At 31.8% G+C, this 13,126-nt stretch carries 14 protein-coding genes; 3 read left to right on the forward strand and 11 right to left on the reverse strand.

Annotated elements, in window-relative coordinates:
- Window positions 1-125: 125 nt before the first annotated feature.
- The 5 genes from LQ693_RS07235 to LQ693_RS07255 form a co-directional block, all read right to left on the reverse strand.
- Window positions 126-872, reverse strand: a complete 747-nt coding sequence (locus LQ693_RS07235; protein WP_103361116.1) for a GNAT family N-acetyltransferase — start codon at window positions 870-872, stop codon at window positions 126-128.
- 14 nt (window positions 873-886) lie between these two features.
- Window positions 887-1,438: a biotin transporter BioY gene (locus LQ693_RS07240; protein ID WP_119475076.1), complete on the reverse strand. Its 552-nt coding sequence runs from the start codon at window positions 1,436-1,438 to the stop codon at window positions 887-889.
- A gap of 76 nt (window positions 1,439-1,514) precedes the next feature.
- Complete coding sequence (locus tag LQ693_RS07245; RefSeq protein WP_103361114.1) at window positions 1,515-2,369, reverse strand: ROK family protein; 855 nt, start codon at window positions 2,367-2,369, stop codon at window positions 1,515-1,517.
- A 9-nt stretch (window positions 2,370-2,378) separates the two neighbouring features.
- The gene (locus tag LQ693_RS07250; RefSeq protein WP_025906835.1) at window positions 2,379-3,017 is read right to left on the reverse strand and encodes a FadR/GntR family transcriptional regulator; all 639 of its coding nucleotides are present in this window, start codon (window positions 3,015-3,017) and stop codon (window positions 2,379-2,381) included.
- Complete coding sequence (locus LQ693_RS07255) at window positions 3,017-3,700, reverse strand: FadR/GntR family transcriptional regulator (RefSeq protein WP_103361113.1); 684 nt, start codon at window positions 3,698-3,700, stop codon at window positions 3,017-3,019. Before LQ693_RS07255 ends, LQ693_RS07250 begins: the two co-directional genes overlap by 1 nt.
- 149 nt (window positions 3,701-3,849) lie before the next feature.
- Here LQ693_RS07255 and LQ693_RS07260 point away from each other — a divergent pair, with 149 nt between their 5' ends.
- Window positions 3,850-4,719 (forward strand): N-acetylneuraminate lyase, encoded by an 870-nt coding sequence (locus LQ693_RS07260; RefSeq protein ID WP_107596420.1) that lies wholly within the window; start codon window positions 3,850-3,852, stop codon window positions 4,717-4,719.
- A gap of 30 nt (window positions 4,720-4,749) precedes the next feature.
- On the forward strand, window positions 4,750-6,258 hold the full coding sequence (locus tag LQ693_RS07265) for a sodium:solute symporter family protein (protein ID WP_049319997.1): 1,509 nt from the start codon (window positions 4,750-4,752) through the stop codon (window positions 6,256-6,258).
- A 70-nt stretch (window positions 6,259-6,328) separates the two neighbouring features.
- Here the strand turns inward: LQ693_RS07265 and LQ693_RS07270 are convergent, their stop codons facing one another.
- The 3 genes from LQ693_RS07270 to LQ693_RS07280 form a co-directional block, all read right to left on the reverse strand.
- A complete protein-coding gene (locus LQ693_RS07270) occupies window positions 6,329-6,745 on the reverse strand; it encodes a type II toxin-antitoxin system HicB family antitoxin (protein WP_107565181.1) in 417 nt (138 codons plus the stop codon).
- A 177-nt stretch (window positions 6,746-6,922) separates the two neighbouring features.
- Complete coding sequence (locus LQ693_RS07275; RefSeq protein ID WP_103361111.1) at window positions 6,923-7,855, reverse strand: ABC transporter substrate-binding protein; 933 nt, start codon at window positions 7,853-7,855, stop codon at window positions 6,923-6,925.
- A 191-nt stretch (window positions 7,856-8,046) separates the two neighbouring features.
- On the reverse strand, window positions 8,047-8,421 hold the full coding sequence (locus tag LQ693_RS07280; protein ID WP_107565180.1) for a YbaN family protein: 375 nt from the start codon (window positions 8,419-8,421) through the stop codon (window positions 8,047-8,049).
- A gap of 150 nt (window positions 8,422-8,571) precedes the next feature.
- Here LQ693_RS07280 and LQ693_RS07285 point away from each other — a divergent pair, with 150 nt between their 5' ends.
- Complete coding sequence (locus tag LQ693_RS07285) at window positions 8,572-9,510, forward strand: EamA family transporter (RefSeq protein WP_103362012.1); 939 nt, start codon at window positions 8,572-8,574, stop codon at window positions 9,508-9,510.
- 47 nt (window positions 9,511-9,557) lie between these two features.
- Here LQ693_RS07285 and LQ693_RS07290 read toward each other — a convergent pair whose 3' ends face one another.
- The 3 genes from LQ693_RS07290 to LQ693_RS07300 form a co-directional block, all read right to left on the reverse strand.
- Window positions 9,558-10,727 carry an acyl-CoA dehydrogenase family protein gene (locus tag LQ693_RS07290; RefSeq protein ID WP_103362011.1) on the reverse strand — a complete coding sequence of 390 codons (1,170 nt, stop codon included), beginning with the start codon at window positions 10,725-10,727 and terminating at the stop codon, window positions 9,558-9,560.
- Window positions 10,728-10,871: 144 nt separating this feature from the next.
- Window positions 10,872-12,263: an L-cystine transporter gene (locus LQ693_RS07295; protein ID WP_107565179.1), complete on the reverse strand. Its 1,392-nt coding sequence runs from the start codon at window positions 12,261-12,263 to the stop codon at window positions 10,872-10,874.
- Between the two features lie 192 nt (window positions 12,264-12,455).
- Entirely contained in the window at window positions 12,456-13,124 is a 669-nt protein-coding gene (locus LQ693_RS07300) for an ABC transporter ATP-binding protein (RefSeq protein WP_103362009.1), read from the reverse strand.
- Window positions 13,125-13,126: the final 2 nt, after the last annotated feature.

Here is a 13,126-nt window from a genome sequence, read left to right on the forward strand (position 1 = left end):
GTTTAATCATGATTTTAGTGGAAAATGTTACTCCATATAAAAAAACAAACTGAACTTATAAATTTAAGTTCAGTTTGTCCACAGTCTGAAACAGGTTGAGACAGCATTGCTGTCTCAACCTGTTTTTATTTGTATTCTTTTAACGTTTCAAATTGAAATCCACTGTAAATATAACCTTGTCTTTTATACATATCTTTAGCTGTATCTTCACCGTCTGCTACAAGTATTATCGGTTTATCTTTAGCGATTTCTGCTACAAAGGCTTGCATTTTCGTTCCTATACCTAACCTTCTATATATTTTTCGAACACCAAAGCTATCTAATTCTACATATTTCTCATTCATCCATATAAGCAACATACCTGCAGGCTTACCTTTATAATAAGATAATACTTGAATCGGATTATCACTATGTAATTGTTTTTTATTTAATTCAACTTTAAGGTCTGCATAATCTTTGCCATATGCTTCATCTTGTTCATATGATACGTTCAAGAAATCAACAATATTATCCTCATTCGTTAGAACAACTTCAATGTCTTGATTGGCTTCACTTTCAAAGTTCTTCTCAGCATTGATATATAATTCTAACCAACCTGTTTCATAACCTTGAAATTTTAAATATTCTCTTAATTCAATATCGATTGTTTCATTTTCAGGAAAGACAAATTTAAGAAAAGGCTGATTATTTTTTTCATGGATTTCTTTCAACATTGCTTCATCTGCTTTAAACGTATCTATGTCTGGCATTTCTTTATACACAATTTTGTTAGAATCATACTGAATACGTTTATCCAATGTTTGATAATGTATAAACCTATTTGTTTCAGTCAAAACCTTTCCATCTGTTTCTATATCTTTAAATGAAACCATCGTTATTCACCTCGTTAAGTATTTCTTAATCGTTTTATTTCGGGTACGTTCTTCAAGCTAAATAATAACATAGTTGCTAATATTGCTTTAACAATATCACCTGGTAAAAACGTTGCTGCTAATATGTATCTTTTAGCGATTGAAATATTCATAAACTCACCCATCACAAATCCGCCAATTAAATTAAGGAATAGAACCCCAATGACAATATTAATTGTTAACGCATATGTAAACGAGAGATCTTTCCACTTTCTATCTATAAAGAATCCAATTAAAAATGCAACAACTGGGTAGCCGAATAAATAACCAGCAGATGGACCAAAGAATACACCTAATCCGCCTCTACCACCTGATAATAATGGCAATCCTGTTGCAACAAGTAATAAGAAGATAATTACACTTAATGTACCTCTTTTATATCCTAATAAACATCCCGCTAATATGATACCAATATTTTGTAGAACGATTGGCACCGGCATAAACGGTAATGGAATTGGTGGTATAAATGCTAATACAGAAATAAAAGAAGTAAACATTGCTATAATAACGATATCTTTAGTTTTCAAATTTTTCACTCCTAATATAAGATAACGATATTATACCACATTGTTAACCAATGTAAATTGTAGGTTAACAATTATTTTATAAACATGAAATAGCACCATATAGAGCTGAATCATTTCCCTTTGAAGTGACTTCAATTTTGGCATGACCATAATCAGTTGGTAAATAATCATCGATAAATGGTTCAATCAATGATAGGAGTCTTTCTTCTTGTTTAGAAATACCTCCGCCAATAAGTATTATTTCTGGATCAAACATAATTTGAACCTGCGCAATACCTTCTGCAACATGATTAGCCCATTGATTAAGGATGTCTTGAGCTTTTTCATCATTTTGATACGCCAAATCAAATAATTTCTCAACTTGCATATCTTCTTTATAATTGGCACTAATTAGTCTTTTTAAAGCTGTCGTAGATCCTCTATCTTCATATGTTGTATTCGTTTCTTTGTCATAAAGTAAATAGCCTATTTCACATGCTCTATACTTTTTACCTTCTAATAATTGATTTTCATAATATGCGCCACCAATACCCGTACCAATCGTCATTAAAAATATCGATTGAACTTCTCTATCAAACGTTAACAATTCCCCAAGTAACGCGCATGATACATCATTATTAACCGCTACTTTACCAGCAATATGTGCTAATGATTGCTTAAAATTTGTACCATTATAATATGGTATGGTAGGGCCAGCATATGTAATTTCACCTTTATGTGAATCAACGACACCTGCTGTAGAAATACCAACTTCAGGTTTATTTAAGTTAAATTCTTTTGTATATGATTCAACGATGCCTTTAACCGCTTCAACAATACCACCATCTTTATTATGTGGTGTTTCAATTTTTTGATAACTATGTATTGTGTGGTGGTCATCAATTGCGCCAGCTTTAATAAATGTGCCACCTATATCAATTGCAATTTTCATAATATCCTCCTAAATAGACAAATGTGTGGTCATAAGTTCTTTAGCTAATTGCACATCTTTGTTGGCAATTGCTTCGATAATTTTCTTATGCATTTCATTCGTTTGAATATAATTAATTTCTTTCCCCTCTTCTTCAATATGATAGAAGTAAGACTGAATAACAGAGCTTAATTGTTCAAATAATACATTTCCTGTAGTACTTAATAACGTTTGATGAAATGCTTTATCATTCTCATAATGATTGATAACATCTTCATTTACAATTGCTTTTAAATCACTGATATCCTTATCCAATTTAACGATTTCTTCAATAGCTGCACATTCAAAAATAATTCTCAATGACAGTAAATCATTTTTCGAACCATTTGCGACTTGAAAACTAAATAGAAATCCTTCAACTAAACTAGAGATATCCGGTGCTTTGATTACCGTTCCTCTTCCTTGAACCGTTTCGATCACACCTGTATGTTCGAGATAACTCAAAGCTTCTCTTACAACTGAACGACTCACGCCATACATTTCAGTAAAAGCACGTTCTGTCGGTAAGCGATCCCCTTCTGTCATGCCTTTATCCAAAATATATTGTTTAATTTCTTGTAATACTTGCGACTTCAAACTTTGGACTTCAATCTTATCTAATTTACCCATCATTTTTGCTCCAATTCTTCTATCCACTCAACGACTCTAGACAGATGTTTATTAATAATGTCATGTGCTAAAGTTAAATTTTGTTTCTCAATTGCTTCTATTAAATCAGCATGTTCTTTGTAAGATTTTTCTATATCTTCTTTATCAACAATTTGATTAAACTGGTTCTTATCAAAATACTCTTTAATAACTTTACTCATCGTGATTAATGTTTGATTTTCAGTAAAGATAATAATCGTTTCATGAAAGGCTGAATCATAGTGCGCGAATTTTTGAGATTTGTTGAAAGACTCATAATAAATATCATTCAAATCTCTTAGTTTTTTTGCATCAATCACGATTTTATTTTCTATTAAAAGACGTATCGCACCAAGTTCTAATATTTTACGCACTTCCAGTAATTCTTTAATTTTAAAACCATGCACTTTCATATGTGACTCAAAAAGCATTGATAAATGTTTATTCTTCTCTGTAATAAACATGCCACTTCCTGATTTAACTTGAATGAGACCACTTTGCTGCAAGCGACTAATCGCTTCTCTCACAACAGTGCGACTCACCCCCAATTGTTCCACAAGCATTTTCTCTGAAGGTAGTTTATCTCCATTATCAAATTGATGTTCTGCTATATATTCTTTTAATTTTTCAACAGCCACATCAACGAGTGATGTTCGTTTCATCATTTTACCTACCTCCTCTTAATTATTTATTTTATCATAAGTGATGTATCAAATAATAAAACGATTGACAGAAGAATATGTATTCGCTTACAATGTGATTATAAATTGGTCTGACAATATTATCAATTAATAAATATAAAGGAGTTTTTTAAATGAAAGGATTATATTCTGCATTACTCGTACCATTTGATGAGGAAGGCAATATTTTAGAATCAGGTTTAAGACAAATCATTCGCCAAAATATCGATAAACAACAAGTAGATGGTTTATATGTAAATGGTAGTTCTGGTGAAAATTTCTTAATGAATACTGAACAGAAGAAGAAAGTCTTTGAAATTGTTAAAGACGAAGTAGGATCAGACGCTAAATTAATCGCACAAGTTGGTGCATTAGATTTAAACGAATCAATTGAATTAGGTAAATTTGCTACAGAATTAGGTTATGACGCGTTATCAGCTGTAACACCATTTTATTACCCATTCAAATTCGAAGAGATTAAGTATTACTACAATGCCATCATTGAAGCTACTGGAAATGAAATGATCATTTATTCAATTCCAGCATTAACTGGTGTTAACTTATCTATACAACAATTTGAAGAACTTTTCGAAAATGAAAAAATCATCGGTATTAAATATACTGCTGCTGACTTCTACTTATTAGAAAGAATTAGAAAAGCATTCCCAGACAAATTAATACTTTCTGGCTTTGATGAAATGCTTATTCAAGCTGCTGTGTCAGGTGTAGATGGTGCGATTGGTTCAACTTATAACATCAATGGACAACGCGCTAGACAAATCTTTAATTTAGCTAAAGAAGGCAATATTGAACAAGCATATGAAATTCAACATGAAACAAACGATATTATTGAGCAAGTATTAGCTTTAGGTATTTACCCTACTTTGAAAGCTGTACTAAATGAAAATGGTATTGAGGGTGGTACAACTAAACGACCACTCGCGCCATTAGATGAAGCATCACTTCAAAAAGTTAAAGAACTTGTTTCTAAATACAATTTATAATTATTTGATGTACAAAGGGGATGTCATATTATGAATGAAGTAGGATTTGGTACAGGAAACTGGATTGCATTAATTTTATATTTAATTGCAACGTTATTAGTAGGTGTATATTTTACAAAAAGAGCTGGTCAAGATACAGACGCGTTCTTCAAAGCAAAAGGTAGAGTCCCTGCATGGGCGGTTGGATTCTCAATCTATGCGACAACTTTAAGTGCGATTACTTATATGGGAACACCAGAAAGAGCATTTAATACAGACTGGTCTTATGCAGCAGGAAATATCGCCATTATCGCGATTATTCCATTACTGATTTATTTCTATATTCCATTCTTCAGAAAGCTTGATGTAACAACTGCTTATGAATATTTGGAAGAACGATTTGGTATCACAATGCGTGTTATTGGATCTCTAGCATTTACATTATTCCATATTGGTCGTGTCGCGATTGTTATTTATTTACCAACATTAGCAATCACTTCCGTTTCAGATATTAACCCATATTTAATCGCAGCATTAGTTGGATTATTATGTGTTATCTATACGTTTATGGGCGGTATAGAAGGGGTTATTTGGAGCGACGTTATTCAAGGTATTATCTTATTAGGTGGTGCTGTTGCCGTTATCTTCTTAGGTGCTTTCCAAATTGATGGGAACTTCGGTACAGTGTTAAATGAAGCTGTACAAGATAAAAAGTTTGTCTCAATGGATAACTGGAAATTCGGTACTGCTGCCGCTGCAATTCCAATTATATTTATTGGTTCTATCTTTAATAACTTACATCAATACACTGCCAGCCAAGATATCGTTCAACGTTATCAAACAACTGGTTCAATATCATCAACAAACAAATCATTATGGACTAACGGTTTATTAGCATTTATTACAATCCCTATCTTCTACGGAATGGGAACTGTGTTGTATTCCTTCTATAATAATGTTACATCTTTACCAGAAGGATTTAATACTTCAGCTATCGTACCTTATTTCATACTGACACAAATTCCACCATTTGTTGGCGGATTATTAATCGCTGCTATATTTGCAGCAGCACAATCAACAATTTCTTCAAGCTTGAACTCAATTTCAGCATGTGTGGTTGTCGATTTAAAACAAAGATTTTCTAAAACAAATAACACGAAAAATGATGTATTATTAGCAAGAATCATCATTATTCTTGCAGGTGTCTTCAGTACGTTGGCATCATTATACTTAATTAATCAAAAAACAAACGAAACATGGGATTTATTCTTACTTGTAACAGGACTATTCGGTGTACCAATTGCCGGCGTGTTTGCAGTAGGTATATTTACTAAAAAAGCCAATACTTATGGTGTTATCATCGGACTAATCGTCGCAGCAATCGTTTCTTACTTTGTAGGAAAAACAGATATCACACCATTTACAGTATCCGTTATCGGTTTCTTTATCGCATTTATTGTAGGTTACTTAGCAAGCTTACCATTCGCGAAACACAACAAGAATATCGTAGGCTTAACCATTCATACAATTAACGATCAATACGTGAAAGAAACAAAATAATGAACTATATAAAAAGCAGGGACATCGGCGTCCCTGCTTTTTATTTTTGTTGCATAATGTATAATCTTTGTTAATCTTCTTTATGAACTTCCCCTAATTCTAATTCCTTTCTAAGTGCACGTTGTAAAGTCTGACTAAAGTTAATTTTCTTTTTTTTGCCTAACTCTACCATATATTTTGGGAGAGTTACCATTTTATTGACCGTCTTATTCTCTTCACGTAACCTCACAATATTTGTGTCTACTTTAACTAGCTGAAGTTGTTGCTGACTTTTTAAATTTCTTGCAAGATCATGATAGTTAGTAGGATTAGGAATATAATCATGGTCATCCTCCATTACTAATAAATGACCTCCTAGAGCATCAGAAGCCATATCAATAGCATCCTCTATATTTTCACCAAAAGTATTAGCACCAGGCAAATCAGGAAATGAAACATTGTAAAATTTATCTTCTTTTTCTATTAAGGCATAAAAATGGTATTTCATATCATCCACTCCTATTATATTACTTCTATTGTTATCTCATTTTTACTTATATTACATCACCACTAAAACATATGTTTAAACATATGTAAATTTTTAAGACAATAAAAAAGCAGAGACTTACGTCCCTGCTTTTTATATTCTGATAATGAGAATCGGTGTTATAGCATTTGCTATTGATTATTCAGCTTTTTTAAGAATTTCATCTTTTAAGTATTTACGTTGCATTTCTAATGAATATGGATCGTTATACCAGAATGTTTGTGCATCAATTTCGATGACTTTGTCATTTTTAACTGCTGGAATTGATTTCCATGATTCAGTTTTAGTGAATTCTGGTTTTGCTTGTCCTTTTGTTACTGGTAAGAATAAGTAATCTCCTGAATATTTTTCAATTTCTTCTTGAGAGATTTTTTTCCAACCGTCTTTTTTAACATCTTTTTCAATGCTTTCTGGCATTGCTAAACCGAATGCTTGGTATAATACTTCTGTTCCTCTACCCCAGTTTTCACCGTAAGTATAGATGTCTTTTTGGAATGCTTCAATAACTGATACTGTAGTATCTTCGCCGATTTTATCTCTAATTTCTTTCCCGTCTTTAGAAGTTTCTTTCTTCCATTTTTCTACCCATTTTTTTGCTTTATCTTCTTTACCAACTAATTTACCTAATTCTACTTGCATGTCTAAGTAATTGTGTTTTGCATAGTCGTAAGGAATTGTTGGAGCGATTTTCTCATATTTCTTTAAGTTTTTATCTGCGTTATATGTAATGATTAAGTCTGGTTTTAATTTAGCTACTTGTTCAACATTGTCTTCACTAACTTTTTCAATACCTTTAATTCTATCTTTAAGTATTGGTGTTTGATCTGTAGAAGCTGGTACACCCACAGGTTTAACACCTAAGTGTAATAAGCCACCAACGTAAGATGGTGCTAATACAACAATACGTTTAGGGTTTTTCGGGATATCTATTTTTTTACCGTCGTCTAATTTATAACTTACTGTATCTTTACTTGATTTTGTTTTACTGTTGCTCTCTTTCTCATCAGATTTATTGACACAAGCAGCAACAACTAATGCTAAAGCCATAATAAGCACTAAAAGTTTCTTCATAATTATCCTCCCAATTGATAATGACTCTCATTTTCATCTTTGTCTATTATATAACCCTTCAATGTATATAGCAATAGAATTTTTAAATTTATATAACTTTTTTATTCTATTTTACAATAATAATGATGTATGCAAATACAACAAAAAAATACCGATAAAAGACGTTACGTCATTTTATCGATATTTTAATATTATGATTTATTTTTACTTGGTAAAGTTTTAACAAAAGTGAATAATACAACAGTTTGGAAGAATAACATGATGCAAAGACCAATGCGAATATAGAAATGATCAACCATCCAAATTGAAAAGCCTACTACGATATATACACTTATAAGCATTTCGAATTTTTTCTTTAAAGTGTACCCTCTATATTTTTGAAAATCTTCTACATATTCTTTATAAACTTTTGTGCTTACTAACCAACTATGGAATTTATCTGAACTTTTAGCAAAACAAAATACTGCTAATAAAATAAAGGGTGTTGTAGGTAATAACGGCAATACAGCGCCAGCAAATCCTAATATAGTAGCAAGTATACCAACTGATATTAATACAAATTTCATGCGGAAACCTCACTTTTAACTCATTATGTTCATTATAAGAACGCATATTATAAAATTGCAAGTAAAACATTTCAACTTATTGTTTAATAATTTATCAAATGCTAAAATTAATTAATTAATTAACATCTTTTAGAATCGAGGGGCTTATAAGTGCAAAACAAACAACTAAAAGGTACTTTATTAGTGATGCTTGGCGCTACTTTTTGGGGATTAGGTGGAACGGTTACTGAAAAGTTATTTACAGAATATCATTTACCCGTTTCATTATTTGTAGCAGAAAGATTAATATTAAGTGGATTTTTTCTTTTGCTCATTGCAAAATTAATTCAGAAACATCCTTTAACAAATATATTTAGAGTCAAACATTCATTATTTCAATTGATCATCTATGCTTTATTCGGCATGTTAGGTGTGCAATACACTTTTATGGCGACCATTGATAAAGGTAATGTTGCCATCGCTACTTTGTTACAATTTTTAGCACCAGTCGTCATATTACTTTATTTACTGATCACTAGAAAAAGTAAATTTAGAATAACAGATATCATCATTATTGTGTGTTCACTATTTGGAACGAACTTATTACTAACAAATGGTGATTATGCCACATTATCAGTCCCCCCAAATGCTATCGTATGGGGATTATTAACAGCTTGTGCAGCTGCTTTTTATACTGTATATGCTGTTAAATTATTTTTAAATTGGCCATCTCTTGTTGTTATCGGTTGGTCAATGTTTATCGGCGGTATTGCACTTTCAATTATCAACTTAGACTTCTCATTTCCTTGGCATTTATTAGATGTTCAAGGTGTGATTTATTTCATCTTTGTGATCACTTTCGGAACGATGTTTGCTTTTTGGATGTATTTAGAAAGCGTGAAATATATTAGCCCTCAAACAACTGCATTATTTGGTGTGCTTGAACCCGTAACAGCAGTTATATCTTCAGTTCTATGGTTAAAAGTACCATTTGGATTGTGGCAACTTATCGGCATGATTGTCATCTTGGTTGTCGTATTATATATGTCAGTAGGCATGAAACCAAGACGTAAAAAACGTAAAAAAGTCATACAAACAGATCAATTATAATAAAAAAATTGGGTTGAGACATGATGTTATGTCCCATCCCAATCTTTTTATTGATGTTTACTTCTTTCTTCTCTAGCTTTTTTAGCTAATTTTGTAATGGTTACATCATCCATCGGTGGATTGTGTAAGCCAGCTCTTATATCTCTATAATAGCGTTGTAACGGTCTTTCCATTTGTAGACTTTTCGCACCTACAATTCTCATTGCTATATCAATAATTTTAATAGAGTGATTAACAACAACATGTTTAGCTGCACCTAATTCAACATCTATAACTGCATCTGTTATAGAAGGATTTAAATATTTATTGATTACACTATATATATAATGTCTTGCAGTCGTTAATTCTAATTCCATCTGACCAATGTTTTGTTGAACAGCTGGAATATCAGCAATCACGCCATCGATACTTCCTGGACTATATTCATTCGCAAAATCAACAGCATAATCTCGTGCTGCTTGCCCAATACCTAAGTATACTGCTGGAATATGTAAATTCCATGGATTGATATTATTGCCTCTTGGACCATTCACAACTTCTACTAAGTATTTCTCATGAACTTTAACATCATCTAACACTAAATCATGACTTTCAGTAGCACGCATACCTACCATATTCCAGTTCTCTGCTATTGATAAACCTTCAGATTCTCTTGGTATTAAAAAGAAACCGAGTGCTTCTTTTTCAGGTACATATGCACCAACAAGAAAATGCGTTAACCTTTGACTCATTGTTGTAAATGTCTTAACACCATTTATAATGTAATGGTCTCCATCACGATCAGCATGTGTACTTGGACGTGCGCCTCGAGTTGGGCTGCCAGTTTCCGCTTCACTTACAGCTCTATTAACAATCGCACCATTTAATACTTCTTCAGCAAATTCATCTAATAAATCTTGCGTCCATAATTTTTCTTGATAAATTTGACCAACTACACCCATATGCCAACCAATGGCTAATGCCGTCGCACCATCAATTCTACCTAGTGTTTCTTGGAATAAAATGATATCTTCTGGTGTCGCATCTTCACCACCATATGATTTAGGAAGTACAATTTTCGTATAGCCTTCATCTATTAACCAATTAATATTTTCATATGGAAATTCTGAATTTAAGTCATTTTTTTCAGCGTGTTTTTGTAATGACGCTTTATGATTTTCTATTTTATTAACCCATTTTTGTTGGAATTCATTCTTAATAAATAAATCTCTACTCATCGTGTCGACACTCCTTAATATCACTTTATCATTGTATTTATTTGCTTTCAATATATATCCGAGCATACCAATAAGTTTTTATAAAAAACAGGCAATACTGAAATTCACGATTGGTATCAGTATGTGCCTGTATAAAATTAATAATTAATATGACTCTCCAAGTTCATTGAAGTCTTGGTCATTGTATTTTTCTTCATCCAATTGTCCTGTAATTTTAGCAGTAGCTGTACCTGCTAACATTGAATCATTAACATTCAATGCTGTTCTACCCATATCGATTAATGGTTCAACTGAAATTAATACCCCTGCTAAAGCAATAGGTAAATTCAATGTTGAAAGTACGAGTATAGCGGCAAATGTCGCACCGCCACCTACACCTGCTACACCAAATGAACTGATGACTACAACGCCGATTACAGATAAGATAAACGGTAAATCAATATCAATACCTGCACTTGGTGCAATCATCATAGCTAACATCGCTGGATATATGCCCGCACAGCCATTTTGTCCGATTGATAAACCAAATGAACCTGCAAAGTTAGCAATACCTTCTGGAACACCTAGTCTAGTTGTTTGTGTTTGAACATTTAAAGGTAACGTTCCTGCACTTGATCTAGACGTAAACGCGAATAGTAACGTTTCACTAGCTTTTTTAACATAAGTAGCTGGGTTTAAACCAACAACAGATACTAAGATTAAATGGATGATGAACATTGTAATTAATGCTGCATAAGATGCGACAACAAACTTACCTAATGTCCAAACTGCTTCAAAGTTACTTGTCATCACCGTTTTAGTCATAATCGCTAAAATCCCGTAAGGTGTTAATCTTAATACAAAAGTAACAATTCCCATAACTAAGGCATAAATTGCATCAATACCTCTTTTGATTAAGTTACCTTTTTCTGGTTCTTTTCTCATCACACGTAAGAAACTAAATCCAACAAATCCGGCAAATATAACAATCGCAATTGTTGAAGTACCTCTAGCACCTGTGAAATCTAAGAATGGATTTGCAGGTAACAATTCAAGAATTTGTGATGGTAAATTATTAGCCGCCATATCTTTAGAAGTTTGTTCTATTTCTTGACCACGACTATTTTCCACACTACCTAAATCTATTTGTGATGCATCTAAATTGAATAGCATCGCATAAATAATACCAACTAAAGCTGCAACAGCAACCGTTCCTAATAAGAATGTAAATATCCAAGCACCAGCTTTAGCAAAGTTTTGACCAATTGTTATTTTAGTAAATGCTGAAACAATTGATATAAAGATAAGTGGCATAACGATCATTTGTAATAGTTTTACATAACCAGTACCTACAATATCAAACCATGAAGCTGTCGACTCTGTTACTTTAGAATCTACACCGTAAATAAGATGTAAAGCTAAACCAAACACAATCCCTATTCCTAAACCAATAAGAACACGTTTAGAGAACTTTACATGTTTCTTATTTAAATAACCTAATAAACCAATAAATAATAAGAAAACAATAATATTAATGACTACCCAAAGTGTTTCCATTAAAGGACCTCCCAAAAACATTTAATTCCGATACATTAAATAAGAATACACTTTAAAAATATGTTTTGCAATACGTTTTTCTTATTCTAAAATTTCAGATAAATATAATCGAAAAAACATACTAAGATCATTGTTACAATAATCTTAGTATGTTTTAAATTATGATGATTTTTTGAATTACGGTTGGCTTCTTCACAATACAAGACTGTCTTCAAATGTCCAAGATTTATCGGTTAAGATATTTCTATAGAATGGATCTTTACCGATTAACTTAATTTCATCTGCTAAGCTTTCGACTTCATCTAAATGGTGAGTTGTTAATATAATGAGTCTTGTTGTTTTTAAATGGTTTAACAATTTATGAATATCAAATCTGGATTTCAAATCAATGCCTACTGTTGGTTCATCTAAAATTAATATACTTGGATTTCCGAGCAGTCCGATTAATAAATTAACTTTACGTTTTGTACCACCAGAAAGAGAAGAGATTTTTGCTTTTCTTTCATATAAATTTAACTGATTACAATAATCTTCTATTAGTTCTGAAGATATAGGTTGTTTATTTAATGCTTTAAAAAATTCTATATTTTCATTTACTGTCATATGTTCAAATAATGCAATGTCTTGAGGTATATAACCTATGATTTCTTTGATTTTTTTATTGTTTAACTTTTTTCCAAAATAACGGATATCCCCGCTATCTGGATTTTCTAATGCTGTAATCATTCTTAGTAATGTCGACTTACCTGCACCATTTTCCCCTAATAATACAGTAAGTGTTTTATCTTTAAATGTTGTATTAAAGTCATGGAAAATTTTTTTATCTTTATACTTCTTTGATAAATGCTCTATTGTAATCATGT

Origin of the sequence: Mammaliicoccus sp. B-M6 (assembly GCF_022386965.1) — a bacterium.
GTDB lineage: Bacteria > Bacillota > Bacilli > Staphylococcales > Staphylococcaceae > Mammaliicoccus > Mammaliicoccus sciuri_A.

What these genes read in the sequence shown, in the direction of transcription:
- LQ693_RS07270 (WP_107565181.1), bottom strand. Translation starts at nt 6,745, where the DNA reads ATGAAATACCATTTTTATGCCTTAATAGAAAAAGAAGATAAATTTTAC.
- LQ693_RS07280 (WP_107565180.1), bottom strand. Translation starts at nt 8,421, where the DNA reads ATGAAATTTGTATTAATATCAGTTGGTATACTTGCTACTATATTAGGA.
- LQ693_RS07300 (WP_103362009.1), bottom strand. Translation starts at nt 13,124, where the DNA reads ATGATTACAATAGAGCATTTATCAAAGAAGTATAAAGATAAAAAAATT.
- LQ693_RS07265 (WP_049319997.1), top strand. Translation starts at nt 4,750, where the DNA reads ATGAATGAAGTAGGATTTGGTACAGGAAACTGGATTGCATTAATTTTA.
- LQ693_RS07235 (WP_103361116.1), bottom strand. Translation starts at nt 872, where the DNA reads ATGGTTTCATTTAAAGATATAGAAACAGATGGAAAGGTTTTGACTGAA.
- LQ693_RS07250 (WP_025906835.1), bottom strand. Translation starts at nt 3,017, where the DNA reads ATGGGTAAATTAGATAAGATTGAAGTCCAAAGTTTGAAGTCGCAAGTA.
- LQ693_RS07275 (WP_103361111.1), bottom strand. Translation starts at nt 7,855, where the DNA reads ATGAAGAAACTTTTAGTGCTTATTATGGCTTTAGCATTAGTTGTTGCT.
- LQ693_RS07245 (WP_103361114.1), bottom strand. Translation starts at nt 2,369, where the DNA reads ATGAAAATTGCAATTGATATAGGTGGCACATTTATTAAAGCTGGCGCA.
- LQ693_RS07255 (WP_103361113.1), bottom strand. Translation starts at nt 3,700, where the DNA reads ATGATGAAACGAACATCACTCGTTGATGTGGCTGTTGAAAAATTAAAA.
- LQ693_RS07260 (WP_107596420.1), top strand. Translation starts at nt 3,850, where the DNA reads ATGAAAGGATTATATTCTGCATTACTCGTACCATTTGATGAGGAAGGC.
- LQ693_RS07290 (WP_103362011.1), bottom strand. Translation starts at nt 10,727, where the DNA reads ATGAGTAGAGATTTATTTATTAAGAATGAATTCCAACAAAAATGGGTT.
- LQ693_RS07295 (WP_107565179.1), bottom strand. Translation starts at nt 12,263, where the DNA reads ATGGAAACACTTTGGGTAGTCATTAATATTATTGTTTTCTTATTATTT.